Raw genomic sequence first — 25433 nt, forward strand, 5'->3', positions numbered from 1 at the left:
CGACTCAGCCCCCGAGGAAGTCCCGCAGCGCGAACAGCACCTGGTCGGGTGCCTCGCTCATCAGCGCATGGCCGGCCGCGACGTGCACCACGCGCGCGCCGCGCGCCTTGGCGAGCAGTGCCTGCGTGGCGCGCAGCGGCGTCATCTGGTCGGACTTGCCGAGCAGGAAAAGAACCGGACACTGCACCGCCGCCATCGCGGCCTCGCCGCCAACGTATTCGTTGCAAGCCTTGAAGCCGATGTGGAACACGTTCGCTTCGCGGTTGCTCGCCAGCACGCGGCGCATCAGCGCCCGCGACCCGCCGTAGAGCCAGGTGCCCGGGCCCAGCGTGGAGGGCGGCGGCGCCAGCATCGAATGCGAGAAGCTGTTGACCATGTCGATGGCGCGCTGCGGGTCGTGCAGCGCGCCCTCGAGCAGCGCCGGCGACACCTTCATCGGATAGGCGGTGCCGACCAGCGCCAGGTGTGTCACGCGCTGCGGCGCACGCGCCGCGGCCTCCAGCGCGATCAGCGAGCCGAAGCTGTGGCCGGCCAGGGCCGCCTTCTCGACACCGGCGGCGTCCAGCAGCGCGATCACGAACTGCGCAGCCTCCTCCACGCTGGCGGGCGGCGGGCCCTCGCTCCTGCAGTGGCCCGGCAGGTCGAGCGCCAGCACGTTCCAGCCGTGGTGCGCGAACCAGCGGCTTTGCAGAATCCACACGCTGTGGTCGTTGAGCACGCCGTGGATGAACACCACGGTCGGCTTCGCGGCATCGAAGGGCTTGCCGCCGGTGTAGCAGTAGGTCTTGTGGCCGTTGACGACGAGATCCATCATGCCCCCTTTTCCGCGGCCTTCAATGCGCGCTTGAGGTCGTCGATCAGGTCGGCCGGGTCTTCCAGCCCGATCGACAGCCGGATGGTGCCCTGCGAGATGCCCGCCGCAGCCAATGCATCGTCCGTCATGCGGAAGTGCGTGGTGCTCGCAGGATGGATCACCAGGCTGCGGCAGTCCCCGACGTTGGCCAGGTGGCTGAAGAGCTTGAGCGCTTCGATGAAGACCTTGCCCTGCTCCCGATTGCCCTTGAGGTCGAAGCTGAAGACCGCGCCCGCGCCCTTGGCGCCGTGGCGCAGCAGCTTGCCCGCCAGCGCATGGCTGGGATGCGACTCCAGCAGCGGATGACCCACGTGCGCAACGAAGGGATGCGAAGCCAGGAACTCCACCACCTTCTGCGTGTTGTCGATGTGGCGCTCCATGCGCAGCGGCAGCGTCTCGATGCCCTGGAGGATGAGCCAGGCCGTGTGCGGGCTCATCGAGGCGCCGAAGTCGCGCAGCCCCTCGCGGCGCGCGCGCAGCAGGAAGGCGCCCACCGTGCTCTCCTCGCTGAACACCATGTTGTGGAAGCCCTCGTAGGCCTGGGTCAGCTCCGCGAAGCGGCCCGAGCGTTCCCAGTCGAAGCTGCCGCCGTCGACCACCACGCCGCCGATCACCGTGCCATGGCCGGAGAGGAACTTGGTGGCCGAGTGATAGACCAGGTCGGCGCCCCAGTCGAAGGGCTTGACGAGGTAGGGCGAGGTCAGCGTGGAGTCCACCAGCAGCGGCACGCCGGCCGCATGCGCGATCTCGCTGACGGCCGGGATGTCGAGCACGTCCAGACCGGGATTGCCCACCGTCTCGCCGAAGAGCAGCCGCGTCTCGGGCCGGATCGCGGCGCGCCAGCCGTCGAGGTCGCCCGGCTTGACGAAGGTGGTCTGGATGCCGAAGCGCCGCATCGTGTAGTGCAGGAGATTCTGCGAGCCGCCGTAGAGGGCGGTGCTGGCGACGATGTGCGCGCCCGCGCCCATCAGCGTCGCGATCGACAGGTGCAGCGCGGCCTGCCCGCTGGCGGTGGCGATCGCGCCGATGCCGCCTTCGAGCGCCGCCACGCGCTGTTCGAGCACTGCGTTGGTCGGGTTGCTGATGCGCGAGTACACGTGGCCCGCGCGCTCGAGGTTGAACAGCGCGGCCGCGTGGTCGCTCGATTCGAAGACGAAGGAAGTGCTCAGATGAATCGGCACGGCGCGCGCGCCCGTGGCCGGGTCGGGTGCGGCGCCGGCGTGCAGTGCCAGCGTGTCGAAGCCGGGGTCGGAATAGCCGGGCATGGAAGCCTTTCGAAGCGTGATCGTTTCTGCAATGCCCCGTTGCGCGCAATGCCTGCGCCGACGACGTGGCCTGTGGATGGGCGGCCATTGTGGGCTATATTCAATTTCGGCAGCACGCCGAGCAAGCGAGGAGCAACACGATGAAAGTCAGCGACATCCTGCGCGTGAAGGGCAACACGCTCTACACCATCACGCCCGACGAACCCCTGGCCGACGCCGTCAACACCATGGCGGACAAGGACATCGGGTCGCTGGTGGTCATGGAGCATGGCGACCTCGTGGGCATGCTCACCTTCCGCGAAGTGATCGTCGCCATCGTGGGCAACGGCGGGCAGGTCGGCGGCACGCTGGTGCGCAAGGCGATGGACGATCATCCCGTCACCTGCACGCTGGAAACCGACCTCGACGAGATCCGCCGCATCATGCTCGAACGCCATGCCCGCTACATGCCGGTGATGGACAAGCGCATGCTGATGGGCGTGATCAGCTTCTACGACGTGGCCAAGGCGGTGGTGGACAGCCAGAACTTCGAGAACAAGATGCTCAAGGCCTACATCCGCGACTGGCCGGCCGAGGATGAGTCTTCGTGATCGATCGAAGGGGCGGGACAACGGCGCTGCCGATCACTCCTTGATGTTCGCCGCCTGCACGATCTTCTGATTGCGCGCGTACTCCGCCTGCACGAACTTGGCCAAGTCCTCGGCCGAGCCGCTGCCCGGCAGCGCGCCTTGCTCCTGCAGCTTGGTCCGCACCTCCGGGTCCTTGAGCACCGCATTGAGCTCTTCATTGAGCCGCTTGACCGTCGCATCGGGCGTGCCCGCCGGCGCGAAGATCCCGGTCCAGCTCACCATCGAATAGCCCTTCAGCCCCGGCATCTCGTCGAAGGCCGGCACGTTCGGCAGCGCATCCAGCCGCTTGCTCCCGGTCACGCCCAGTGCCTTCAGACGACCGCCGTTCACATGCGCAATGGCGCTGGTGCTGACCAGCATCGCCAGGTCGACCTGGTTGCCGATCACGTCGGTGGCGATCTGAGCGCCGCCGCGGTAGGGCACGTGGGTCACGAAGATGCCGCTTCGCTCCTTGAGCAACTCCATCGCGAGCTGCAGCACCGTGCCCACGCCCGAGGTCGCGTAGTTGTACTTCCCCGGCGCGGCCTTGGCGAGCTTGACGAAATCCGCGTAGCTCCGCACCTCGAGGCCCGGCCGCGCCACCAGCACCATGGGCGCGGTGTTGAGCATGCCCACCGGCGCCAGGTCCTTGAGCGGATCGAACTTGAAGGCCGCGGGGTTGATCAGCTTGCCGATGGCGATCGCACTGTCCGGCCCGGCCACCAGCGTGTAGCCGTCGGGGGCTGCGTTCGCCGCCTTGGCCACGCCGATGGCACCGCCGGCGCCGGTCACGTTCTCGATCACCACCGACTGCTTGAGCCGCTCGCCCAGCTTGTTGGCGACCAGGCGCGCGTTGAAGTCCACGCTGCCCCCGGCCGAGTAGGGGACGATCAGCGTGATGGGCTTGGCGGCCGGCCAGGCGGCCTGGGCGAAGGCGGTGACGGGAAGCGCGGCGGCGAGCAGCGAGGCGAGAAGCAGGGGCTTGAAAGAAGGCATGGTCAGGTTCCGGAGGTGGGGATGTCGGGTGCGAGCCGGGCGCGCAGCGCGTCGAACTCGGCGCTCCACTGCGCGCGCCAGTCTCGGCGCGTGCCATCGTCGATCCAGGCGCCATCGAGGCCGTTGTGCATGAAGCCGCGCAGCGCATCCAGCCCGAAGCCGAAGTCGCGGACCATCGTGGCCCAGGCTTGCGTGGGCGTGACCTTGTGCAGTGTCGGATCGTCGGTGTTGGGATGGATGCGCAGACCCAGGCCCGGCATGCGGCGGATCGGGTGGTCCAGCGCCCAGCGCTCCGGCGGCAGCGTGCGCAGGTAATAGGAGTTGGTGGGCACCACGGTGAAGAGCACGCCGCGCTCGGCGCACTCGCGCGCGAATGCGGGGTGGTCCACCACCGTGTAGCCGTGGTCGATGCGGTCCACCTGCAGCAGATCGAGCGCCGTGCGCACGTGGGTCCAGGGCATGCCGAATTCGCCCGCGTGCGCCGTGGTCTTGAGGCCGGCGCGCCGCGCGTCGCGGTACGCCTGCAGAAACAGCTCGGGCGGCCGGTCGACCTCGCGGTAGTCGATGCCGATGCCGATCACTTCGTCGCAGCGGTTCGAGGTGACCCATCCGACCATCTCGACCGCAGCCTCGGGGCTCGCCTCGCGGTCGATCGCCGCGATCAGCCTGCCCGTGATGCCGAAGTCGCGCTGCGCGTCGTGGATGGCGCGCACGATCGCCTCCTGCGCCGCGCGGTAGTCGATGCCGGAGGCGTGCACGGTGCCGGTCGGGTTCCAGAAAAACTCGCTGTAGCGAACGTGATGGGCCGCGGCGTCCTCCAGGTACTCGAAGGCCAGAAGGTGCAGGTCGTCGGCCGTGCGCACCAGGTGGGCATCGAGCGCGCGCAGCACGCGCAGCACGCCGACGGGCTTCTCGCCGCGCGTGTAGAAGTCCTGCACCTCCTGCTCGGCGAGCGGCGCACCGGCTCGGCGGTTGAGCGCCGCGAAGGTGGCGTGGCGAACGGTGCCGAACAGATGGCAGTGCAGCTCGACCTTCGGGATCGCGTGCAGGAAGGCGTCGAGGGGAGCGGGCGCGGGCGTCATCCGGGGCAGTTTAGTGAGCGCACCCGCCACAAGCAAAATGCCGGCGCCTGGGCACCCCTGGACGGAGCCGCTGTTGCAACCCGGCCGCCACCCGGATCGTGTCGCGCACGCGCGGACAGGTCCGTCAGTGCGTCGGTTCCGCCTTCAATCGTCCTGCCTTCAGGGCTGCGCGTAATGCGTCATTCGCGCGTGTCTGCCATCCCGGCCCGGTCGCCTTGAGGCCTGCCAGCACGTCGGCGTCGAAGCGAATCGTCGTCGACACCTTCGCATCTTCCTTGACGCTGCCCACAGGCCGCCCGCGCTTGCGCGCTGCAATCTGCGCGGGGGTGTGGGCCGCCGCATGTTCGCCGCGCTGTGCTTGATCAATGCTGCGCAGCAGAGCGGCCTCGAACTCGGCCATTTCCGGATCCTTAGTCTTGGGCATCGAGTTTCTCCTTGATCGCCTTCAGCACATGGGTGCTGATGTTGTCGAACTTGGCCTTGGCGTAGACCAGGACCAAGACCACTTCGTTGCGTGCTGTACGGATGAAGTAGATCACCCGAGCGCCGCCGCGCTTGCCCATGCCGGCGCGCACCCAGCGCACCTTGCGCAGGCTGCCGGAGCCGGGAATCACGTCGCCAGCCTCCGGGTTTTCCGAGATCCAGTCGATGAATTCCATGCGCTCGGCATCAGACCAGACCTTGGCAGACCAAGCGATGAATTCGGGCGTCTCGATAACGGTCAGCATTTTTTAATTTATTGTAGTAACAAGTAAACTAACCCAGGGAATTGCTTGTAGCGAGGTGCCCATGGCTGACCCTCTCTCTCTCTATACGCAAGTGGGTGGTGGCGCGAGTGCGAACCCGCGTGCACGTCAAGTCGATTGGTGGAATACTGTATATCCATCCAGTCATTCGAGGTTGAAAGACCATGCCCGATGCTTTCATTCCCCTCCACGCCATCAAGGGCCGCGGCGCCGCGACCCGCCTGCCCCACCGTTTCGAGCGCGACGAGCGCGATGCCTTCGACGACGGCTGGGGCACGCTCGAAGAGGGCTCCGGCGAGCCGCTGCCGCCCCTGCAGACCGAGGTGCGCTTCGAGGACGTCAAGTCGGTGCTGAGCGAAAACGACTCGCCGGACATCCCCTTCGATCGCTCGATCAACCCCTACCGAGGCTGCGAGCACGGGTGCATCTACTGCTTCGCGCGGCCGACCCACAGCTACCTGAATCTCTCGCCCGGCCTGGACTTCGAGACCAAGCTGATCGCCAAGCGCAACATCGTGGAGGTGCTGCGTGCCGAACTGGGCCGGCGCAGCTACAGGCCGCAAAACCTGGCGATCGGTACTGCAACCGACTGCTACCAGCCGATCGAGCGCGAGCTGCGCCTGACGCGCTCGGTGATCGAGTTGCTCCAGGAGGTGCGCCATCCCTTCGGCCTGGTCACCAAGTCCAGCGCCGTCGAGCGCGACCTGGACGTGATCGCGCCGATGGCGGCGCAGCACCTGGCGGCGGTCTACGTCACCATCACCACGCTCGACGGCGAGCTCGCGCGCAAGCTGGAGCCGCGTGCCGCCGCGCCGCACCGCCGGCTGCGCACGGTGCGCACGCTGGCCGAAGCGGGCGTGCCGGTGGGGGTGAGCGTGGCGCCGCAGATCCCCTTCGTCACCGAGGACATGGAGAAGGTGCTCGAGGCCGCCTGGGAGGCCGGCGCGCGCAGCGCCTTCTACACGGTGATCCGCCTGCCCTGGGAGGTGGCGCCGCTCTTCAAGCAGTGGCTGGAGCTGCATTACCCGCAGCGCGCGGGCCGCATCATGGCGCGCATCCGCGAGATGCGCGGCGGCAAAGACTATGACGCCGCCTTCGGCACCCGCATGGTCGGCAGCGGCCTGTGGGCCGAGCTGATCCGCCAGCGCTTCGAGAAGGCGACGCATCGCCTGGGCTTCAACCGCGAGCGCGTCGCGCTCGACCTCAGCGCGTTCCGGCCACCCGGCGCAGCGGGGCAGGGCAGTCTGTTCTAGCGTCGGCACTCGCGCTCGCGCTCCCGCTCGCTCCGCGCGATTGCACACCGCACCAGTCGCCGCCCAGTGCCTTCACGAGAAAGACCGAGGTCAGCAGGCGCTGGCCCTGCAGCTGCGCGGCCTGGCGCTCGGCAACCAGCAAGGACTGCTGGGCGCTGATCACGTCGAGGTAGGTCGAGGCGCCGCCCTCGTAGCGGCTGGTCGCCATATCGAGCACGCGGCGCGCCGACTCGACGGCGGCGAGCGATTGCGCAACCGCGCGGTCGAGCGCGGCCAGGCCGGTGATGCCGTCCTCCGCCTCCTGCATCGCCGTCAGCACCACGCGCCGGTAGTTGGCCACCGTGCCTTCGTAGCCGGCCTGCGCGAAGTCCACGTTGGCGCGGATGCGCCCGCCGTCGAACAGCACCTGCGTCGCCGACACGCCCACCGACCACAGCAGGCTGGGCGCATCGAACAAGGTCTCGATCATGCGGCTGTCGACGCCCACCGTCGGCGTCAGCATCACGCTGGGATAAAAGGCCGCGGTCGCGACGCCGATCTGCGCATTGGCCGCGGCCATCGCGCGCTCGGCCGAGGCGACGTCGGGCCGCCGCTCCAGCGCTTCCGAGGGCACGCCGAGCGGAATGGCCGGCGGCACGATGGGGCGCAGGTCGGCCGCCAGCGCAAAGCCGGGCGCCGGCGTGCCGCTCAGGGTGGCGAGCGCATGCTCGTACTGCGAGCGCTGCTTTTTCAGCACATCGACTTGCGCGAGCGTGCTGTCGAGCAGAGCCTGCTGCTGCGCCACATCGACCCCGGAGACGGCGCCGAGGTCGTGGCGTGCCGTGACGAGCTCGAGCGCGCGGCGCTGCAGCGCGATCGAGCGCGACAGCACGTCGAGCTCGATGTCGGTGGCGCGCAGGTTGAAATAGGCCGAGGCGAGGTCGGTGGTGAGCAGGAGGCGCGTGTTCTCCACGTCGGCAGCCGACTGCGCCGCGGAAGCGGTCGCGCCCTCGACCGAGCGCTGCACGCGGCCCGCCAGGTCGAACTCGTAGCTGGCGTTGAGCGAGAGCGCGAAGTCGTTCTGCACCGTGGAGAAGTTCTGCGTCGCGTAGTTGGTGAGCGGGCGGTTGGCGGAGATCTTGAGCCGCGAGGCACGCGCGCCCAGGCCCAGCTGCGGATAGCGCGCGGCATCGGCCGCCGACAGCGTGGCGCGCGCCTGGGTGAGCCGCGCGCCGGCCAGCATCAGCGTGGGGCTGTTGCGCAGCGCCTGTTGCTGCAGGCGATCGAGCTCGGCGTCGCCGAAGCGCTGCCACCACGGGCCCTTGTCGAGCGCGTCGCCGGGCGCGGCCCGGCGCCAGGGCTCCTCCAGCTGCCAGCTCACCGGCACCTCGACCTGCGGGGCGCGATAGTCCGGGCCGGCGGCGCAGGCCGCGAGCAGCAAGGCAGCGGCTGCAATCGCTGCGACACGCACGCTCACGCCGGTTCCTTGGCCACCGTCACCACGTCGCCCTCGGCCAGCGAGTCCGAGGGGTTGAGAATCAGCCGGTCGCCGGCCGTGATGCCGTCCAGCACCTCCACCGTCTCGCCGTAATTGCGCCCGACCTGGATGGTGCGCAGGCGCACGCGCCCTTCGGCATCGACCGTGGCGACGCGCGTGCCTTCGGCGCGGAACAGCAGCGCATTGGCCGGGACGCTGAGCGCGCGGCTGGCCGCCAGCGGCAGCGAGACCTGCACGTAGGCGCCCGGGAGCAGCAGGCCCTCTCGGTTGGGCAGCGACACCTCGACCTGCATCATGCGCGTGGCCGTGTCGATGGCGCCCGAGGTGCGCGCCACTTCGCCCTTGAAGCTCTGGCCGCGCAGCTCCGCCTGCGTCACCACCACCGGCTGCCCGGCCTTGACCAGTTGCGCGTAGGCCTGCGGCACGTTGATGTAGACGCGCAGCGGATCGGTCTGCGCAAGCAGGAACAGCGGCCGTGTGCCGCCCGCATCGATCAGGTCGCCGACATCGACGTTGCGCCGCGTGATCACGCCGGCGAAGGGCGCGACGATGCGCTTGAAGCCTTCGGTCTGGCGCAGCCGCTGCACGTTGGCATCGGCAGCAGCCACGTTGGCCGTGGCCTGCGCGAGGCCGCTGCGCCGCTCGTCCAGGTCCTGCTGCGAGACCACGTCCTTCTTGCGCAGGTTCTCCCAGCGCGCCACGGTGCTCTTCGCCAGATCGAGGCTGGAGGCGGCCTGCTGGCGCGCGGCGATGGCCTGCGAGAGCTGCTGGTCGATCTCCGGCGTCTCGATCTCGGCCAGCAGCTCGCCCTTCTGGACCTGGCTGCCGATGTCCTTGGTCCAGCGCTTGAGGTAGCCGCTCGCGCGTGCCGAGATCGGCGACTGCACGAAGCCCTGCAGCGTGCCCGGCAGCGCCAGCGTCTGCCCGGCGGCGGCGGTCTGCGGCAGCGCGGTCTTCACGTATTGCTTGGCGAGTTCGGTGGAAGAGGCCTCCAGCGCGCGCGCGTTCGCCATGCGGACGAAGACCGTGCGTGCCGCGCCGACGGCCAGCAACGCCAGCACGATCAGCACCGCGATGCGCGTGCGCCGCACGATCTGGCGCCGCCGCAGCAGCGCATGATGCTCGCCCTGCTCGTCGGCGGCGATCGGGTGGATGGCCAATGCCGCGTGGCGTTGCTCCGTCATGGTCTCAACTCTCCTGGGGCGCGGCGCCCTGCAACGGCGGCGCGTTGGCTTCGGCTTCGCGCGCCGCCTTGCGATGGGCGAGGCGGCTGTGGATGCCGGCATACACGGCCGGCACGAAGAACAGGGTGGACACGGTCGCGAACAGCAGGCCGCCGATCACGGCGCGGCCCAGCGGCGCGTTCTGCTCGGCGCCTTCGCCCAGGCCCAGCGCCATCGGGATCATGCCGATGATCATGGCCAGCGCCGTCATCAGCACCGGCCGGATGCGGGTGGCGCCGGCTTCCAGCGCGGCCGACAGCGGCGGCACGCCGGCCGCCAGCCGCTCGCGCGCGAAAGCGATCAGCAGGATGCTGTTGGCCGTGGCCACGCCCATGGTCATGATCGCGCCGGTCAGCGCCGGCACGCTCAGCGTGGTGCCGGTGAGGAACAGCATCCAGGCGATGCCGGCCAGCGCCGCGGGCAGGGCGGTGATGATGATCGCGGCGTCCAGCCAGGACTGGAAGGTGACCACGATCAGCAGGTACACCAGCACCACCGCCATCGCCAGCCCGATGCCCAGCCCGAGGAAGGAAGATTGCATGGTCTCCACCTGGCCGCGGATCGTGACCTGGCTGCCGCGCGAGAGCTTGGGCCGGATCTCGTCGACGAGCTTCTTGACCTCGTTCGCGACGCTGGCGAGGTCGGTGCCCTGCACGCCGACATACACGTCGACCACCGGCGCGATGTTGTAGCGCGACACCACCGAAGGCATGCGTGCGGCCTGCGCCTCCACCAGGTTGCCCAGCAGCTGCGGCGGCCCGGCGCCGGCGCCCGAGGCGCCCACCGGGATGTTGAGCAGCGCATCGAGCGAGTCGACCTTGTACTGCGGCGTCTGCACCGCGACGTTGTAGACCACGCCGTTCTGCGGATTGAGCCAGAAGGCCGGCGCGGTCTGCGAGCTGCCCGACAGCGCGATCAGCACGTTCTGGCCCACGTTCTGCGCCGTGAGCCCGACCTGCTGCAGCCGCGTGCGGTCCATCTGCAGGCTGAGGCTGGGCGCGTCCAGGCGCTGGTGCACATGGGCATCGACCGCCCCGGGGATCTTGCGGATGGCCTTGACCAGTTCCGCGGCGCGCTGCGAATTGCCCGCCAGGTCGTTGCCGCTGAACTGCACGTCGATGGCCGCGGGCAAGCCGAAGTTGAGGATCTGCGTGACGATGTCCGCCGGCTGGAAGAAGAACTCGACGCCGGGAAAGCGCTTCGGCAGCTCCGCGCGCAGCAGCGAGACGAATTCCTCCGTGGGCCGGTGCCCGTCGCGCAGCGAGAGCAGGATTTCGCCGTCCAGCGTGCCGATGGTGCCGGCGTTGCTGTAGGAGAGGTTGATGCCGCTGTTGGGCACGCCGAGGTTGTCGAGGATGGTCTCGAGCTGGTCCTTCGGCACCAGTTCGCGGATCGCCGCCTCCACCTCGTCGGCCAGCCGCGCCGTCTCCTCGATGCGGGTGCCGGTGGGTGCGCGCATGTGCAGGCGGATCTGGCCGGCGTCCACGCTGGGAAAGAAGTCGCGGCCCAGCACCGGGTACAGCAGGCAGGACGAGAGACAGAAGCCGAGGAAGAGCGCGATGAAGCCCCCGCGCCTGGACAGCAGTGCCGACAGCACCAGCGTGTAGGCGCGCCGCACGCGCTCGAAGCGCCGGTCGAAGCTGCGGTAGACCCGCTGCAGCAGGCCGGGCTTCGCGTCGCCGGCGGTGGCGCCGTGGGCCTGTGCGCGGCCCATCAGCAGCATGACGAGCGTCGGCACCAGCGTGCGCGACAGGATGTAGGAGGCCAGCATCGCGAACACCACCGCCTCGGCCAGCGGCACGAACAGGAAGCGCGCCACGCCCGAGAGGAAGAACATCGGCACGAACACGATGCAGATGCACAGCGTGGAGACGAAGGCGGCCGTCCCGATCTCGCCGGCGCCCACCATGATCGCCTCGTTGAGCGGCGTGCCCATGTGCAGGTGGCGCTCGATGTTCTCGATGGTGACGATCGCCTGGTCGACCAGGATGCCGACCGACAGCGCGAGCCCGCCCAGCGTCATCAGGTTGAGCGTCTCGCCCAGCGCATGGAGCGCCAGGATCGAGGCCAGGATCGACAGCGGGATGGTTGCCGCGATGATCAGCGTGCTGCGCCAGTTGCCCAGGAAGATCAGCACCATCGCGGCCGTGAGCAGGGCGGCGATGATGGCCTCGAGCACCACGCCTTGCACCGCGGCCTTGACGAAGAGCGACTGGTCGAACAGCGGCGTGACCTTGATGTCCGCCGGCATGCTCTGCTGCGCCACCGGCAGCATGGCACGCAGGTTGGAGACGATGTCCAGCGTGGAGGCGGCGCCGTTCTTGATGACCGACAGCAGCACGCCGCGCACGCCGTCCTGCCGCACGATGTTGGTCTGCGGCTGGAAGCCGTCGCGCACATGGGCCACGTCGCGCACGTAGGTGGTGGCGCCTCCCGCGGTGCGCACCGGCAGGTCGTTGAGGCCGGCCAGCACCTCGGGCGAGCCGTTCATGCGCACGCCGTACTCGGTGGCGCCGAACTTGGCGGTGCCGGAGGGCAGGATCAGGTTCTGTGCGTTGACCGCGTTCACCACGTCGGCCGGCGAGAGCCCGCGCGCCTGCAGCGCCTGGGTGTCGAGGTCCACCGAGATCACCCGGTTCTTGCCGCCATAGGGAAAGGGGATGGCCACGCCGGGGATGGTGATGAGCTGCGGCCGCAACTGGTTGATGGCCGAGTCGAATAGCGCGTTCTCCGGCCGCTCGCTGCTCGACAGCGCGAGCTGGATCACCGGGATGCTGGAGGCCGAGTACTTGATCACCAGCGGCGGCGTGATGCCCGGCGGCAGCTGGCGAACCTGGGTCTGCACCGAGGCGACGGTCTGGGCGATCGCGGTCTCGATGTTGGCCGTGGGCTGGAAGAAGATCTTGATCACGCTCACGCCGGCCAGCGACTGCGATTCGATGTGCTCGATGTCGCTCACCGTGGTGGTGAGGCCGCGCTCTGTCTGGCCGGCGATGCGCTGCCCCATCTCCTGGGCCGGCAGGCCGCCGTAGTTCCAGATGATGCTCAGCACCGGGATGTCGATGTCCGGGAAGATGTCGGTGGCCATGCGCGCCAGCACGAAGGGCGTGGCCAGCACGATGAGCATCGCCATCACGATGAAGGTGTAGGGGCGGCGCAGCGCCAGCGAAACCATGGACACGGCTTGTTACTTCCCGCGAGAAGGGCGCATCATAAGTAGAGATGGCAAGACAATAGTCCCAATGACCGAGCTTTACCTTTCTTCATTGCAGAACTCCCCCCGCTGGCTCGTCGTGATGGGCGTCTCGGGCTGCGGCAAGTCCAGCCTGGGGGCCGCGCTGGCCCGCGAGCTCGGCCTGCCGCTGATCGAAGGCGACGACTTCCACCCGCCCGAGAACGTGAGCAAGATGCGCGCCGGCATCGCGCTCACCGACGCCGATCGGGCCGGCTGGCTGGACACCCTGGCGTCCACGCTCGCGGCGCATCCGCAGGGAGCGGTGCTGACCTGCTCGGCGCTCAAGCGCAACTATCGCGAGCGGCTGCGAGCCGCGGTGCCGGCACTGCGTTTCGTCTTCATGGCGCTGTCGCGCGAGGAGGCCGAGCGCCGGGTCGCCGGGCGCGGTGGCCACTTCTTCTCGGCCACTTTGGTCGCCGACCAGTTCGCCACCCTCGAGTCGCCGGTCGGAGAGGCGGGGGTGCTGGCGGTGGATGCGACCGCGCCGCCTGCCGAACAGGTGAGCCGGGCCCGGGCCTGGCTGGAGCAGGAAGCGGCGGCCGGTCCGGCGCCGTAGCCAGTTCGCGCAAGCCCTCAGGTGCGGCGGCGGGCTAAGGTGGTGGCCCCGACCTTGCCCACGCCCGCTCATGCTCGATGCTCCACCGTCCGGCCATTGCTTCCGCACCGAGCGCCGGCAGTTCCGCGCCGCCTTGCGCGAACTTGTCGCGCACGACATCACGCCGCTCGGCCATGCGCGGGGGAACCCGGCATGGCGGTGATCGAGTCGACCCTTTCGCCGCACGGCGAAGCCTTCCAGGCCAACCGCGCCGGCATGCTCGCGCTGATCGAGCGCCTCCGCGGCATCGAGGCGCGCACCGTGCAGGCCTCCGCGGCCTCGCGCGAGCGCTTCGAAAAGCGCGGGCAGCTGTTGCCGCGCGAGCGGCTGGCGCTGCTGCTCGACGCCGGCGCGCCCTTTCTCGAGCTGTCCACGCTGGCCGGCTTCGGCATGGACAACCCCGACCCGGAGAAGAGCGTGCCGGGCGGTGGCGTGATCTCGGGCATCGGCCAGGTGTCGGGCATCCGTTGCATGGTCAGCGTGTCCGATGCCGGCATCGACGCGGGCGCGCTGCAGCCCATGGGCCTGGACAAGCAACTGCGCATCCAGGAGCTGGCGCTGGAGAACCGCCTGCCCTTCGTGCAACTGGTCGAGAGCGCCGGCGCCAACCTGATGGCCTACCGCGTGGAGGACTTCGTGCGCGGCGGCAACATCTTCCGCAACCTCGCGCGGATGTCGGCCGCGGGGCTGCCGGTGCTGACGGTGACGCACGGCTCCTCCACCGCGGGCGGGGCCTACCAGACCGGGCTCTCGGACCACATCGTGATGGTGCGCGACCGCACCCGCGCCTTCCTTGCAGGGCCGCCGCTGCTGAAGGCGGCCACGGGCGAGATCGCGAGCGAGGAGGAACTGGGCGGGGCCGTGATGCACACCTCGGTCTCGGGCCTGGGCGACTACCTGGCCGAGGACGACCGCGATGCGCTGCGCATCGCGCGCGAGATCCTGGACTGCATCGACTGGAACCGCGGCGTGCCTCGGGAATTGCGCAGCTTCGAGCCTCCGCGCCACGACGCCGAGGAACTGCTGGGGATCATGCCGATGGACCCGAAGCATCCGGTCGACATGCGGCAGGTGATCGCGCGCATCGCCGACGGCTCCGGGTTCCTTGCCTTCGGCCGGGACTACGGCCCGGCCACCGTCTGCGGCACCGCGAAGATCGAGGGCTGGCCGCTGGGCATCGTCACCAACAATGGCCCGATCGACGTGGCCGGTGCCAACAAGGCCACGCATTTCATCCAGGCCTGCTGCCAGGCGCGCACGCCCATCCTCTACCTGCAGAACACGACCGGGTACATGGTGGGGCGCGCGTACGAAGAGGCCGGGATGATCAAGCACGGCTCCAAGATGATCCAGGCCGTGACCCATGCCACCGTGCCGCAGTTCACGATTCATTGCGGCGCCTCCTTCGGCGCCGGCAACTACGGCATGTGCGGGCGCGGCTTTCACCCGCGCTTTTGCTTCTCCTGGCCCAACGCGAAGACGGCGGTGATGGGCGGCGAGCAGGCGGCGCGCACCATGGCCATGGTCACCGAGGCCGCGATGCGGCGCAAGGGCGAGGTGGACCACGCCAAGCTCGAGGCGCTGCAGCGGCAGATCATCGAGCGCTTCGAGCGCCAGATGAGCGTGTTCAGCACCAGCGCGCTGCTGCTCGACGATGGTGTGATCGACCCGCGCGACACCCGCGCCGTGCTGGCGCAGCTGATGTCGATCTGCCGCGATGCGCAGGCGAAGCTTCCGCAACCCATGCAGTTTTCGGTGGCGCGCCCATGAGGCCTGCGACGCCGTTCCACAAGATCCTCGTCGCCAATCGGGGCGAGATCGCGCTGCGGGTGATGCGCACGGCGCGCGCGCTCGGCTATGGCACCGTGGCGGTGTACTCCACGGCCGATGCCGGCGCGCTGCACGTCGCGCAGGCCGACCAGGCGGTTTGCATCGGCGAGCCGCTCCCGTCGCAGTCGTACCTGTGCATCCCGGCGATCGTGGAGGCGGCCCGGCGTACCGGTGCCGATGCCGTGCATCCGGGCTATGGCTTCCTGGCCGAGAACGAGGCGTTCGCGCGCGCCTGCCGCGAGGCCGGGCTGGTGTTCATCGGCCCCTCGCCGGAGGCCATCGCAGCGATGGGCGACAAGGCCGGCGCCAAGCGCCGGATGAGCGAGGCCGGCGTGCCCTGCATCCCCGGCTACCAGGGCGAGGACCAGGGCGAGGAGCGGCTGCGCACCGAGGCCGGGCGCATCGGCTATCCGGTCATGATCAAGGCCAGCGCCAGCGCCGGCGGCGGCGGCCGCGGCATGCGGCTCGCGTCGTCCGACGATGAATTCGCCGAGCTGCTCAGGAGCGCGAAGTCCGAGGCGCGCGGCGCCTTCGGCGACGACACCGTGATCCTGGAGCGTGCCATCGCGGCACCGCGCCACATCGAGATCCAGGTCTTCGCCGACCGGCACGGCAACGCCATCCACCTGGGCGAGCGCGACTGCTCGGTGCAGCGCCGCCACCAGAAGCTGATCGAGGAGGCGCCCTCGCCGGCGGTCACGCCCGAGTTGCGCGAGTGCATGGGCGCCGCCGCGCTCGCAGCCGTGAAGGCGATCGGCTACGAGGGCGCGGGCACGCTGGAGTTCCTGCTCGATCCGCAGGGCCGGTTCTACTTCATGGAGATGAACACGCGGCTGCAGGTCGAGCATCCGGTGACGGAGGCGATCACCGGTCTCGACCTGGTCGAGCTGCAATTGCGCATCGCCGCGGGCGAGGCGCTTGCGCTCACGCAGGCGCAGGTGCGCTTCGAAGGCCACGCCATCGAGCTGCGGCTGTGCGCCGAGGATGTGGGGCAGGGCTTCATGCCGCAGAGCGGCACGCTGGCGCTGTGGCAGCCGCCCGAGGGCTTGCGCGTCGAGCATGCGCTGCGCTCCGGCGCGGAGATTCCGCCCTGGTACGACTCGATGATCGGCAAGCTGATCGCCCATGGCCGCACGCGCGAAGAGGCGCGCCGCCGCCTGTTGCACGGGCTGGAGGCGCTGGTGGCGCTCGGCGTCACGACCAACCAGCTCTTCCTGGGCCGCTGCCTGGCCCATCCTGCCTTCGCTGCGGGCGAGGCCACCACCGATTTCATCGCGCGGCATGCCGAGGCCTTGCTCGCGGCAGACGACGCGGCGCACCTGCGTGCGGCGGCGGTGGCGGCTGTGCTGCTGCACGAGACGGCGGGCGAGCGCAGCCGGCAACCGGGCGGCCGCGCGCTGACGCACTCGCTCGCGGTCCCGCTGCGCTTCGATGTGGACGGCCGGCGTCATGCAGGCCGGCTGCAGCAGCGCGGGCAACAGCGCTTCGAGGTCGACATCGACGGGAATGCCGTCGAGTTGGCGATGGTCCGGCTCGACGGCGATCGGGCGCGTCTGGTCTGCGAGGGCGTCATGGAGAGCGCGGTGTTCCACCGCGAAGGCACGCGCCTGCTGCTGCACTATCGCGGCCGGCCTTTCGTGATCGACGAGCAGGCGCGCTCCGCGGGCGTGCGTCCGGGCGAAGGCGGCGGCGACGGCAAGCTGCGCGCCTCGATGAACGGGCGCGTGGTCGCGGTGCTGGTCGCGGTGGGCGACCGTGTGGAAGCCGGGCAGGCGATGGTCACGCTGGAGGCGATGAAGATGGAGCACATCCATGCGGCGCCTGCGGCGGGCAGGGTGGGTGCGCTGCATGTCGCCGTCGGCGAGCAGGTGGCGGCGCAGCGGGTGGTCGCGGAAATCGAGGCGGGGGCGTCGTAGGCTGGGGGTGACGGACAGGCACGCGCAGCGCGCCTCGCACCTTCAGGCCTGCTCCTCTCAACGCGCCTTGCCTCTGGGCGTCTTCTTTGCGGCGGGCGGCCGCGCGCGCTTGGGTGTTCCCGAGCGCAAGGCCGCCTCCCACGCCATCCGCCCCCAACGGCCCGCCTCCTCCCGGTCCTCGAAGATCTCCTCCGGTGCCTGGCGGTAAGACATCTCCGTGCGCCGGCCCTCGCGTTCGTAGCCGAAGGCGGGCAGCCCTCGCTTCTCGAATTCGGCCAGCGTCAGGGCATCGGCCTTGAGGTAGAGCGTGTCGCCGGCCACCAGCGCGAACATGCGTCCATCGTGGTAGATGCCGTGGCCGCCGAACATGCGGCGCGCCTGGATGCGGCCCATGCGCTCGAACACCTCGTGCAGGCTCTGGACGAACTGGCTCATCGCGTGTGCGGGCCCGGGCCCGCCTCAGGCCTCGAGGCTCCGGGCGTGATGCATAAGGTGCTCGGCCACGAAGCTCTGCACGAAGAAGTAGCCGTGGTCGTAGCCCTCGTGCCGGCGCAGCGTGAGCGGCTGGCCCACGGCGCGGCAGGCCGCCTCGAGCCGGTGCGGATGCAGCTGGTCGGCCAGGAATTTGTCGGCCAGGCCCTGGTCGACGAGGATGCCTTCCGGGTAGGGCGCGGCGGTCTGCGACTGCATCAGCGCGCTCGCATCGTGCGCGAGCCACTGCTCGCGATCGGCGCCCAGGTAGCCCCCGAACGCCTTCTCGCCCCAAGGGCACTCGGTGGGCGCGCAGATCGGGGCGAATGCCGAGAGCGAGGCGAAGCGGCCCGGATGGCGCAGCGCCAGCGTCAGCGCCCCGTGGCCGCCCATCGAGTGGCCGAAGATGCCCACGCGGTGGACATCGATCGGGAAATGCCCACCCACCAGCGGAAGCAGCTCGTGGACGATCCAGCTTTCCATGCGCCAGTGCGTGGCCCAGGGCGCCTGCGTGGCATCGAGGTAGAAGCCGGCGCCGACGCCGAAGTCCCAGTTGTCGCTTTCGCCGGGGACTTGCGCGCCGCGCGGGCTGGTGTCGGGCGCGATCAGCGCCAGGCCCAACTCGGCCGCCAGGCGCTGGGCACCGGCCTTGACCATGAAGGTCTCCTCGTTGCAGGTCAGGCCCGCGAGGTACATCAGCGCCGGCACCGGGCCCTGCCGTGCCTGCGGAGGCAGGAACACCGAGAAGCGCATCGCGAGGCCGATCTCGCGTGCGTCGTGTTCGTGGAAGCCTTGGGTCCCGCCGAAGCAGCGGTGTTCGGAAAGCGTGCGGATGCCGTTGTTCATGGATGGGAAAGGCGCATCACCGGTTCGAGCACCGCGCCGGCGAAGGCCTGCGGTTTTTTCATCGTCGCCATGGCCCGGCGCGCTTCAGTACAGCACCACGCCGCGGATCGACTCGCCGCGCTTCATCAGGTCGAAGCCCTTGTTGATGTCTTCGAGCGGCATGGTGTGGGTGATCAGGTCGTCGATGTTGATCTTGTTTTCCATGTACCAGTCGACGATCTTCGGCACGTCGGTGCGCCCGCGCGCGCCGCCGAAAGCCGAGCCTTCCCACTTGCGGCCGGTCACCAGCTGGAAGGGCCGGGTGCTGATCTCGGCGCCGGCCTCGGCCACGCCGATGATGATGCTGCGGCCCCAGCCCTTGTGCGTGCACTCGAGCGCCTGGCGCATCACCTGCGTGTTGCCGATGCACTCGAAGCTGTAGTCGGCGCCGCCGTCGGTCAGCTGCACGATGGCGTCGACGATGTTGGCGTGCTCCTTGGGGTTGAGAAAGTGCGTCATGCCGAACTTGCGCGCCATCGCCTCGCGCGCCGGGTTCAAATCGACGCCGATGATCTTGTCGGCGCCCACCATCTTCGCGCCCTGGATCACGTTCAGGCCGATGCCGCCCAGGCCGAACACCACCACGTTGGCGCCGGCCTCCACCTTGGCGGTGAAGATCACCGCGCCGATGCCGGTGGTCACGCCGCAGCCGATGTAGCAGACCTTGTCGAAGGGCGCGTCCTCGCGGATCCTGGCCATCGAGATCTCGGGCGCCACGGTGTAGTTGCTGAAGGTGCTCGTGCCCATGTAGTGGAAGATGGGCTTGCCGTCCAGGCTGAAGCGGCTGGTGGCGTCGGGCATCAGGCCCTTGCCCTGCGTGCCGCGGATCAGCTGGCACAGGTTGGTCTTGCGCGAGAGGCAGAACTTGCACTGGCGGCACTCGGGCGTGTAGAGCGGGATGACGTGGTCGCCCTTCTTGAGCGAGGTGACGCCGGGGCCGACGTCGACCACGATGCCCGCGCCTTCGTGGCCGAGGATGGCGGGGAAGATGCCTTCCGGGTCGGCGCCCGAGAGGGTGTAGTAGTCGGTGTGGCAGATGCCGGTGGCCTTGATCTCGACCAGCACCTCGCCGAACTTCGGACCTTCGAGGTCCACGGTTTCGATGCTGAGCGGTTGGGCTGATTTCCAGGCGACGGCGGCTTTGGTTTTCATGGGCAGGCGCAAAAGTGAAGAGGTGCGGGGGCGCGTTACTTTATGCCATAGAACTCCGCCGCGTTCGCACCCTGGATGCATGCCCGATCGGCCGCGGACAGCGCAGCGAGCAGCTGGTCCGACACCGCGTGCCATTGCAGATAGCCACCGGCCAGGTTCAGCACCGGCCAGTCGCTGCCCCACATCAGGCGCCCGGGGCCGAAGTGCTGCAGCAGGTGATCGACATAGGGACGCAGCGCGGCCGCGTCCCATCCAGGGCCGGCTTCGGTGACCAGCCCCGAGAGCTTGCAGCGCACCGGAGTCTCCGCGGCGAAGCGGGCCATCTGCGTGGCCCAGGGCTCGAAGGCGCGGTGCGCGATGGCCGGCTTGGCGGCATGGTCGATCACCATGCGCAGCGAGGGATGCGCGCGTGCGAAGGCCAGCGCGGCATCGAGCTGGTGCGGCTTGATCAAGAGATCCAGGCACAGGCCCAGGGCGGTCATGGTCTGGATGGCGGGTCGAAGCCGCGCGTCCAGGATCCAGGCCGGGTCCGGAATGTCCTGCAGCATCGGCCGCAGGCCCTTGAGCAAGGGCTCTTGCGCGAGCCGGCGAATCCGGGCCGGTGCATCGGGCGCGGCGAGGTCGGTCCAGCCCACCACCGCGCGCACCCGGCTGGCGGGCTGCCCGGCCAGGGCCAGCAGGCGCCAGGTCTCGGCCTCGCTGGGTGCCGCCTGGACGAGCACGGTGCCGTCGATGCCGGCTCGGTCGAGCAGCGGAGCCAGGTCCTCGGGGCCGAAGTCGCGGTAGATCGGGTGCAGCGCCGGGGTGTCCGCCAGCCATCCGTAATCGCGGTGCGCGAGCGCCCAGTAGTGCTGGTGCGCGTCGATGCGCAGCGTGCCCATCGGCTTCAGCCCTCGCGCGCCAGCGCTTCCCACAGCGCCGCCGGAACAGGCGCCTGCGCATGCGCGACGCTTTGCGCGAGCTCCTCGGCGCTGCGCGCGCCCACCACCACCGCGGCCGCGGCGGGGCAGGCCAGCGCGAACTGCAGCGCAGCGGCCGGCAGCGCGACACCGAAGGCGGCGCAGGTCGAAGCGAGGCGGGCGACACGCGAACGCACCGCCTCGGGCGCCGGCCGGTAGTGGAAGTGCGCACCCGGCGTGGCGCCGCTCGCCAGGATGCCGGAGTTGAAGACACCGGCCAGGATCAGCTTCACGCCCCGGGCCACGCACAGCGGCACCAGCTCGCGGGCGGCCGAGTCGTCGAGCAGGGTGTAGCGGCCGGCCAGCATCATGCAGTCGAAGTCGCCGGCGGCCAGGGCGTCGCGGCACACCTCCCACTCGTTCACGCCGATGCCGATGGCGCCCAGCACGCCTTCGCCGCGCAGCCGGTCGAGCGCGCGGTAGGCGCCTTCCATCGCTTCGCGAAAGCGCGCGGGCTGCCCGTGCGTGTGGCGGTCGATGTCGTGGATCAGGGCGATGTCGATGCGTGAGAGGCCCAGCCGTTCCAGGCTGTCCTCGATCGAGCGCAGGGCGCCGTCGAAGCTGTAGTCGAAATGCGGCGCCAGCGGCAGCCCGTGCACATAGCCGTCGCGCTCGGGCGGCGCGGCCGGGTCGGGTCGCAGCAGGCGGCCGACCTTGGTCGAGAGCACGAAGTCCGCGCGCGGCCGGCTTCGCAGCATGCGGCCCAGCCGCAGCTCGCTGAGGCCATGGCCATAGAGCGGCGCGGTGTCGAAGTAGCGCAGGCCCAGGCGCCAGGCCTCCTCGAGCGTGCGCTCGGCCTCGGCGTCGGACAGCGGTTCATAGAGATTGCCCAGCGGCGCGCCGCCCAGGCCGAGTTTCAACGGGCCGGCGAGCCGCTCCAGCAGCGGCATGCTCTTGGTGTTCATGGATGCTATTCCTTCGGGCGGACCATGCCCCGAAGCAGCAGATTGCCACGAGGAGTGCCATCCGAGGCCGCAAACACCTGCTACAAACGCCACATGAAAAAGATCCTCGTCCTCAACGGCCCCAATCTCAACCTGCTCGGCACCCGCGAGCCTGCGCAGTACGGCTACGAAACGCTGGCCGACGTCGAGCGTCTGTGCGCGGAGGCGGGCACGAAGCTGGGGGTCGGCATCGAATGCCGCCAATCGAACCACGAAGGCCAGCTCATCGACTGGATCCACGAGGCCGGCCGCGAGGTGGCGGCCGGTCGCATGCTGGGGGTGGTGATGAATCCGGGCGCGTACACCCACACCTCGATCGCGCTGCACGATGCGATCAAGGGCGCGAGCGTGCCGCTGGTCGAGCTGCACATCTCGAACGTGCATGCGCGCGAGGAGTTCCGCCACCATTCCTACATCTCGCCGGCGGCCCGCGGCATCATCGTCGGCTTCGGCGTCAAGGGCTACGCGCTGGCGATCGAGGCGCTGGTGCGTGTGAGCGAGGGCGCGTGAGCGCGGAGCGACCGGGCCTGTTCACCGGCGAAGACGGCGCGCTGCGCTGCCGCTGGTGCGAGTCGACCACGGCCTATCAGCACTACCACGACCACGAGTGGGGCTTCCCGGTCACCGACGACCGGCGCCTGTTCGAGAAGCTGTGCCTCGAGGGCTTCCAGGCCGGGCTGAGCTGGCTCACCATCCTCAACAAGCGCGAGGCCTTCCGCCGTGCCTTCGCGCAGTTCGACGCCGAGCGCGTCGCGCGCTTCGGGCCGAAGGACGTGGAACGCCTGCTCGGCGATGCGGGCATCGTGCGGCACCGCGGCAAGATCGAATCGACCATCAACAACGCGCAGCGGGTGCTGGAACTGCGCGAGCAGTTCGGCTCGCTGGCCGCCTATGCCTGGCGCTTCGAGCCCGAGGCGGCCTCGCGGCCGCGCCGCCTCACCCACGAGGCGCTCCGGGCCATGACCACCTCGCCGGAGTCGGTGGCGATGTCCAAGGATCTGAAGAAGCGGGGCTGGAGCTTCGTCGGGCCGACCACGGTCTATGCCTTCATGCAGGCCATGGGCCTGGTCAACGACCACGTCGAGCAGTGCCACGCGCGCGAACTCGCGCTGGCGGCGCGCGCCGGGCTGAAGCCGCCTGGCTAGTGGGTCTGCGGGCCGGCCACCTTGCGGTGGTTCACGCGGCCCTGGCTGTCGACGCTCTCGAGGTGCACGTCGAAGCCCCAGAGGCGGGCGACGTGCTTGAGCACTTCCTGCGCATCGTCGTGCAGCGGGCGGTCGTTGTGCTGGGTGTGCCGCAAGGTGAGGGAGCGGTCGCCGCGCAGGTTGACGCTCCAGACCTGGATGTTCGGCTCGCGGTGGTTCAGGTCGTACTGGCGCGACAGCGACTCGCGCAATTGCCTGTAGCCGCTGTCGTCGTGGATGGCCGAGACCTCGAGCTCCGGCTCGCTTTCCTTGTCGCGGATCGCGAAGAAGCGGAAGTCGCGCATCAGCTTCGGGGAGAGGAACTGGCCGACGAAGCTCTCGTCCTTGAAATTGCGCATCGCGTAGTCCAGCGTCTGCTGCCAGGGCGAGCCGGCCAGGTCCGGGAACCAGCGCCGGTCTTCCTCGGTCGGGTCCTCGCAGATGCGCCGCAGGTCGGTGTACATCGCGAAGCCCAGCGCATAGGGGTTGATCCCGCTGTAGGCGCGGTGGCCGACGGGCGGCTGGTACACGACGTTGGTGTGCGACTGCAGCCACTCCATCATGAAGCCGTCGGCCAGCAGGCCCTCGTCGTACAAAGTGTTGAGCAGGGTGTAGTGCCAGAAGGTGGCCCATCCCTCGTTCATGACCTGGGTCTGGCGCTGCGGATAGAAGTACTGCCCGATTTTGCGCACGATACGCACCACTTCGCGTTGCCAGAGCTCCAACAATGGTGCATTTTTCTCGATGAAGTAAAGCAGGTTCTCCTGCGGCTCGGACGGGAAGCGCTTGGACGCCTCTTCTTCCTCCGCGCTGCGGCCGGCGCGCCGGGGCAGGGTGCGCCAAAGATCGTTGACCTGCTGCTGCAGGTGGTGCTCGCGGTCTTCGCGGCGCGCCTGCTCCTGGCTCAGCGACAGGCGCTGCGGGCGGCGATAACGGTCCACGCCGTGGTTCATCAGGGCGTGGCAGGAGTCCAGCAGGTCCTCGACGGCCGAGACGCCGTGCCGCTCCTCGCACTCGCTGATGTAGTTCCGCGCGTAGACGAGATAGTCGATGATGGACGACGCATCCGTCCACATCTTGAAGAGGTAGTTGCCCTTGAAGAAGCTGTTGTGGCCGTAGGCGGCATGGGCGATCACCAGGGCCTGCATGGCCATGGTGTTCTCTTCCATGAGGTAGGCGATGCAGGGGTCGGAATTGATGACGATCTCGTAGGCCAGCCCCATGTGGCCTCGGCGGTAGTTCTTCTCGGTCGAGATGAACTGCTTGCCGTAGGACCAGTGGCGGTAGATGACGGGCATGCCGACCGAGGCGTAGGCATCCATCATCTGTTCGGCCGTGATGATCTCGAGCTGGTTGGCGTAGGTGTCGAGCTTGTAGCCGCGCGCCACGCGGGCGATCTCGCTGTGGTAGCGCTCGATCAGGTCGAAGGTCCAGTCCGACGGGCTGGGCAGCGGTTCTCGTTTCCTGGCGTTCACGCGGTTCCCCTCTCCTTTTTGAACAGGTCGCGGAACACCGGGTAGATGTCCGCCGCGTCGGCAACCTTGCGCATTGCGAAATTCTTGTGGGAGTCGACCAGCTGGCTGTACTCCTCCCACATGTTCTGCTCGGCGTCCGCCACCTGCACGTAGGCGTAGTAGCGCACCAGCGGCAGCAGGTGGTCGGCCAGCAGCTCGCGGCAGCGGCCGCTGTCCTGGTGCCAGTTGTCGCCGTCGCTGGCCTGGGCGCCGTAGATGTTCCACTCGTTGCTGGGGAAGCGCGCGCGGACGATCTCGTGCATCAGCGTGAGCGCGCTGGAGACCACGGTGCCGCCGGTTTCGGTGGCGTGGAAGAATTCTTCCTCGCTGACCTCGCTGGCCTGGGTGTGGTGGCGGATGAAGACCAGCTCGATCTTCTCGTAGTGCCGCGTCAGGAACAGGTACAGCAGCATGAAGAAGCGCTTGGACATGTCCTTGCGCGCCTCGTCCATCGAGCCCGAGACGTCCATCAGGCAGAACATCACGGCTTTGGCCGAGGGGATCGGCACCTTGACGCGGTTGCGGTAGCGCAGGTCGATGGGGTCGAGATACGGGATGTGCTTGGCCTTGGCCTTGAGCTCCTCGATCCTGGCCTCGGTGTCGCGGATTTCCCGCTGCACCAGCGCATCGGCGACGCGGGGGCTGCGCTTCAGGTGCAGCAGGTGGGCCTCGAGCTCGCGGATCTCGCGCCGGGAGTCCCCGCCCAGCGCGATGCGCCGGGCCAGCGCGCCGCGCATGGAACGCACGACGTGCAGGTTGGTGGGCATGCCGTCCTGGGTGAAGCCGGCGCGGTGGCTCTTCCATTCCGGCACTTCGGCCAGCTGGGTGCGGATCAGGTGGGGGAGGGCGAGGTCCTCGAAGAAGACCCGCATGAACTCTTCCTTGGTCAGGCGGAAGACGAAGTCGTCCTCGCCGCCCTCGCCGTCGCCGGCCTGCGAGCCGCTTCCCTTGCCGCCACCGCCGCCCTGGGGCCGCTCGATGCGGTCGCCCTTGACGTATTCGCGGTTGCCCGGATGCACGTACTCGCGGTCGCCGCCGGGGCCGTGCCCGAACACCGGCTCGGACACGTCGCGCCTGGGCAGCGTGATGTCCTCGCCCTGCTCGAGGTCGCGGATGTTGCGGCCGCTGACGGCGCGACGCACGGCTTCCCCGATCTGCTCGCGGTAGCGCCGCAGGAAACGCTCGCGGTTGCCGATGGACTTGTTCTTCCCCGACAGACGGCGGTCGATGATCTGCTGCAGCATG

Annotated in this window: 23 protein-coding genes; 7 read left to right on the forward strand and 16 right to left on the reverse strand. The window is 69.1% G+C overall.

The annotated features are described in order from the left end of the window. Positions 1 to 4 precede the first annotated feature (4 nt). Both AC3A6Y_RS25665 and AC3A6Y_RS25670 read right to left on the reverse strand, forming a co-directional pair. On the reverse strand, positions 5 to 811 hold the full coding sequence (locus AC3A6Y_RS25665) for an alpha/beta fold hydrolase (protein WP_487871187.1): 807 nt from the start codon (positions 809 to 811) through the stop codon (positions 5 to 7). Then, on the reverse strand, positions 811 to 2118 hold the full coding sequence (locus tag AC3A6Y_RS25670) for an O-acetylhomoserine aminocarboxypropyltransferase (protein ID WP_487871058.1): 1308 nt from the start codon (positions 2116 to 2118) through the stop codon (positions 811 to 813). The genes AC3A6Y_RS25665 and AC3A6Y_RS25670 overlap by 1 nt, the downstream gene beginning before the upstream one ends. 140 nt (positions 2119 to 2258) lie before the next feature. Here AC3A6Y_RS25670 and AC3A6Y_RS25675 point away from each other — a divergent pair, with 140 nt between their 5' ends. Continuing rightward, entirely contained in the window at positions 2259 to 2708 is a 450-nt protein-coding gene (locus AC3A6Y_RS25675; protein ID WP_487871059.1) for a CBS domain-containing protein, read from the forward strand. 33 nt (positions 2709 to 2741) lie between these two features. Here AC3A6Y_RS25675 and AC3A6Y_RS25680 read toward each other — a convergent pair whose 3' ends face one another. The 4 genes from AC3A6Y_RS25680 to AC3A6Y_RS25695 form a co-directional block, all read right to left on the reverse strand. After that, positions 2742 to 3722, reverse strand: a complete 981-nt coding sequence (locus AC3A6Y_RS25680; RefSeq protein WP_487871060.1) for a Bug family tripartite tricarboxylate transporter substrate binding protein — start codon at positions 3720 to 3722, stop codon at positions 2742 to 2744. Between the two features lie 2 nt (positions 3723 to 3724). Further along, positions 3725 to 4804, reverse strand: a complete 1080-nt coding sequence (add, locus tag AC3A6Y_RS25685) for an adenosine deaminase (protein WP_487871061.1) — start codon at positions 4802 to 4804, stop codon at positions 3725 to 3727. A 124-nt stretch (positions 4805 to 4928) separates the two neighbouring features. Further along, positions 4929 to 5228, reverse strand: a complete 300-nt coding sequence (locus AC3A6Y_RS25690; protein WP_487871062.1) for a BrnA antitoxin family protein — start codon at positions 5226 to 5228, stop codon at positions 4929 to 4931. Then, entirely contained in the window at positions 5215 to 5532 is a 318-nt protein-coding gene (locus AC3A6Y_RS25695; protein ID WP_487871063.1) for a transcriptional regulator, read from the reverse strand. Before AC3A6Y_RS25695 ends, AC3A6Y_RS25690 begins: the two co-directional genes overlap by 14 nt. 182 nt (positions 5533 to 5714) lie before the next feature. On the opposite strand from AC3A6Y_RS25695, the gene AC3A6Y_RS25700 reads away from it, so the two are divergent. Beyond that, on the forward strand, positions 5715 to 6803 hold the full coding sequence (locus tag AC3A6Y_RS25700) for a PA0069 family radical SAM protein (protein ID WP_487871064.1): 1089 nt from the start codon (positions 5715 to 5717) through the stop codon (positions 6801 to 6803). On the opposite strand, the gene AC3A6Y_RS25705 is transcribed toward AC3A6Y_RS25700, so the two are convergent. The 3 genes from AC3A6Y_RS25705 to AC3A6Y_RS25715 are packed head-to-tail and all read right to left on the reverse strand — an operon-like array spanning position 6754 to position 12684. Next, positions 6754 to 8253: an efflux transporter outer membrane subunit gene (locus AC3A6Y_RS25705; protein WP_487871188.1), complete on the reverse strand. Its 1500-nt coding sequence runs from the start codon at positions 8251 to 8253 to the stop codon at positions 6754 to 6756. The genes AC3A6Y_RS25700 and AC3A6Y_RS25705 overlap by 50 nt on opposite strands. Positions 8254 to 8255: 2 nt before the next feature. Next, positions 8256 to 9464: an efflux RND transporter periplasmic adaptor subunit gene (locus AC3A6Y_RS25710; protein ID WP_487871065.1), complete on the reverse strand. Its 1209-nt coding sequence runs from the start codon at positions 9462 to 9464 to the stop codon at positions 8256 to 8258. Between the two features lie 4 nt (positions 9465 to 9468). Then, complete coding sequence (locus AC3A6Y_RS25715; RefSeq protein WP_487871066.1) at positions 9469 to 12684, reverse strand: efflux RND transporter permease subunit; 3216 nt, start codon at positions 12682 to 12684, stop codon at positions 9469 to 9471. 61 nt (positions 12685 to 12745) lie between these two features. Here AC3A6Y_RS25715 and AC3A6Y_RS25720 point away from each other — a divergent pair, with 61 nt between their 5' ends. The 3 genes from AC3A6Y_RS25720 (at position 12746) to AC3A6Y_RS25730 (ending at position 17079) form a co-directional block, all read left to right on the forward strand. Beyond that, positions 12746 to 13294, forward strand: a complete 549-nt coding sequence (locus AC3A6Y_RS25720) for a gluconokinase (protein ID WP_487871067.1) — start codon at positions 12746 to 12748, stop codon at positions 13292 to 13294. 192 nt (positions 13295 to 13486) lie between these two features. Next, on the forward strand, positions 13487 to 15103 hold the full coding sequence (locus AC3A6Y_RS25725; RefSeq protein WP_487871068.1) for an acyl-CoA carboxylase subunit beta: 1617 nt from the start codon (positions 13487 to 13489) through the stop codon (positions 15101 to 15103). After that, a complete protein-coding gene (locus tag AC3A6Y_RS25730) occupies positions 15100 to 17079 on the forward strand; it encodes an acetyl/propionyl/methylcrotonyl-CoA carboxylase subunit alpha (RefSeq protein WP_487871069.1) in 1980 nt (659 codons plus the stop codon). Before AC3A6Y_RS25725 ends, AC3A6Y_RS25730 begins: the two co-directional genes overlap by 4 nt. 57 nt (positions 17080 to 17136) lie before the next feature. Here the strand turns inward: AC3A6Y_RS25730 and AC3A6Y_RS25735 are convergent, their stop codons facing one another. The 5 genes from AC3A6Y_RS25735 to AC3A6Y_RS25755 form a co-directional block, all read right to left on the reverse strand. After that, on the reverse strand, positions 17137 to 17514 hold the full coding sequence (locus AC3A6Y_RS25735; protein WP_487871070.1) for a TfoX/Sxy family protein: 378 nt from the start codon (positions 17512 to 17514) through the stop codon (positions 17137 to 17139). A gap of 24 nt (positions 17515 to 17538) precedes the next feature. Further along, on the reverse strand, positions 17539 to 18396 hold the full coding sequence (gene fghA / locus AC3A6Y_RS25740) for an S-formylglutathione hydrolase (RefSeq protein ID WP_487871071.1): 858 nt from the start codon (positions 18394 to 18396) through the stop codon (positions 17539 to 17541). Between the two features lie 84 nt (positions 18397 to 18480). Further along, a complete protein-coding gene (locus tag AC3A6Y_RS25745; protein ID WP_487871072.1) occupies positions 18481 to 19587 on the reverse strand; it encodes an S-(hydroxymethyl)glutathione dehydrogenase/class III alcohol dehydrogenase in 1107 nt (368 codons plus the stop codon). 35 nt (positions 19588 to 19622) lie between these two features. Continuing rightward, entirely contained in the window at positions 19623 to 20459 is an 837-nt protein-coding gene (locus tag AC3A6Y_RS25750; protein WP_487871189.1) for an amidohydrolase family protein, read from the reverse strand. A gap of 14 nt (positions 20460 to 20473) precedes the next feature. Continuing rightward, on the reverse strand, positions 20474 to 21451 hold the full coding sequence (locus tag AC3A6Y_RS25755) for an aldo/keto reductase (RefSeq protein WP_487871073.1): 978 nt from the start codon (positions 21449 to 21451) through the stop codon (positions 20474 to 20476). A gap of 93 nt (positions 21452 to 21544) precedes the next feature. Here AC3A6Y_RS25755 and aroQ point away from each other — a divergent pair, with 93 nt between their 5' ends. Next, on the forward strand, positions 21545 to 22000 hold the full coding sequence (aroQ, locus tag AC3A6Y_RS25760) for a type II 3-dehydroquinate dehydratase (protein ID WP_487871074.1): 456 nt from the start codon (positions 21545 to 21547) through the stop codon (positions 21998 to 22000). Next, complete coding sequence (locus AC3A6Y_RS25765) at positions 21997 to 22635, forward strand: DNA-3-methyladenine glycosylase I (RefSeq protein ID WP_487871075.1); 639 nt, start codon at positions 21997 to 21999, stop codon at positions 22633 to 22635. Before aroQ ends, AC3A6Y_RS25765 begins: the two co-directional genes overlap by 4 nt. Here AC3A6Y_RS25765 and AC3A6Y_RS25770 read toward each other — a convergent pair. Both AC3A6Y_RS25770 and AC3A6Y_RS25775 read right to left on the reverse strand, forming a co-directional pair. Next, on the reverse strand, positions 22632 to 24149 hold the full coding sequence (locus AC3A6Y_RS25770; RefSeq protein ID WP_487871076.1) for a SpoVR family protein: 1518 nt from the start codon (positions 24147 to 24149) through the stop codon (positions 22632 to 22634). The genes AC3A6Y_RS25765 and AC3A6Y_RS25770 overlap by 4 nt on opposite strands. Further along, positions 24146 to 25432, reverse strand: coding sequence for a YeaH/YhbH family protein (locus AC3A6Y_RS25775; protein WP_487871190.1), 1287 nt, complete (start codon positions 25430 to 25432; stop codon positions 24146 to 24148). Before AC3A6Y_RS25775 ends, AC3A6Y_RS25770 begins: the two co-directional genes overlap by 4 nt. Position 25433 lies beyond the last annotated feature (1 nt).

Source organism: Variovorax sp. Soil_C_17, from assembly GCF_057657265.1.

What these genes read in the sequence shown, in the direction of transcription:
- AC3A6Y_RS25665 (WP_487871187.1), bottom strand. Translation starts at nt 811, where the DNA reads ATGGATCTCGTCGTCAACGGCCACAAGACCTACTGCTACACCGGCGGC.
- AC3A6Y_RS25670 (WP_487871058.1), bottom strand. Translation starts at nt 2,118, where the DNA reads ATGCCCGGCTATTCCGACCCCGGCTTCGACACGCTGGCACTGCACGCC.
- AC3A6Y_RS25675 (WP_487871059.1), top strand. Translation starts at nt 2,259, where the DNA reads ATGAAAGTCAGCGACATCCTGCGCGTGAAGGGCAACACGCTCTACACC.
- AC3A6Y_RS25680 (WP_487871060.1), bottom strand. Translation starts at nt 3,722, where the DNA reads ATGCCTTCTTTCAAGCCCCTGCTTCTCGCCTCGCTGCTCGCCGCCGCG.
- add (WP_487871061.1), bottom strand. Translation starts at nt 4,804, where the DNA reads ATGACGCCCGCGCCCGCTCCCCTCGACGCCTTCCTGCACGCGATCCCG.
- AC3A6Y_RS25690 (WP_487871062.1), bottom strand. Translation starts at nt 5,228, where the DNA reads ATGCCCAAGACTAAGGATCCGGAAATGGCCGAGTTCGAGGCCGCTCTG.
- AC3A6Y_RS25695 (WP_487871063.1), bottom strand. Translation starts at nt 5,532, where the DNA reads ATGCTGACCGTTATCGAGACGCCCGAATTCATCGCTTGGTCTGCCAAG.
- AC3A6Y_RS25700 (WP_487871064.1), top strand. Translation starts at nt 5,715, where the DNA reads ATGCCCGATGCTTTCATTCCCCTCCACGCCATCAAGGGCCGCGGCGCC.
- AC3A6Y_RS25710 (WP_487871065.1), bottom strand. Translation starts at nt 9,464, where the DNA reads ATGACGGAGCAACGCCACGCGGCATTGGCCATCCACCCGATCGCCGCC.
- AC3A6Y_RS25720 (WP_487871067.1), top strand. Translation starts at nt 12,746, where the DNA reads ATGACCGAGCTTTACCTTTCTTCATTGCAGAACTCCCCCCGCTGGCTC.
- AC3A6Y_RS25725 (WP_487871068.1), top strand. Translation starts at nt 13,487, where the DNA reads ATGGCGGTGATCGAGTCGACCCTTTCGCCGCACGGCGAAGCCTTCCAG.
- AC3A6Y_RS25730 (WP_487871069.1), top strand. Translation starts at nt 15,100, where the DNA reads ATGAGGCCTGCGACGCCGTTCCACAAGATCCTCGTCGCCAATCGGGGC.
- AC3A6Y_RS25735 (WP_487871070.1), bottom strand. Translation starts at nt 17,514, where the DNA reads ATGAGCCAGTTCGTCCAGAGCCTGCACGAGGTGTTCGAGCGCATGGGC.
- fghA (WP_487871071.1), bottom strand. Translation starts at nt 18,396, where the DNA reads ATGAACAACGGCATCCGCACGCTTTCCGAACACCGCTGCTTCGGCGGG.
- AC3A6Y_RS25745 (WP_487871072.1), bottom strand. Translation starts at nt 19,587, where the DNA reads ATGAAAACCAAAGCCGCCGTCGCCTGGAAATCAGCCCAACCGCTCAGC.
- AC3A6Y_RS25755 (WP_487871073.1), bottom strand. Translation starts at nt 21,451, where the DNA reads ATGAACACCAAGAGCATGCCGCTGCTGGAGCGGCTCGCCGGCCCGTTG.
- aroQ (WP_487871074.1), top strand. Translation starts at nt 21,545, where the DNA reads ATGAAAAAGATCCTCGTCCTCAACGGCCCCAATCTCAACCTGCTCGGC.
- AC3A6Y_RS25775 (WP_487871190.1), bottom strand. Translation starts at nt 25,432, where the DNA reads ATGCTGCAGCAGATCATCGACCGCCGTCTGTCGGGGAAGAACAAGTCC.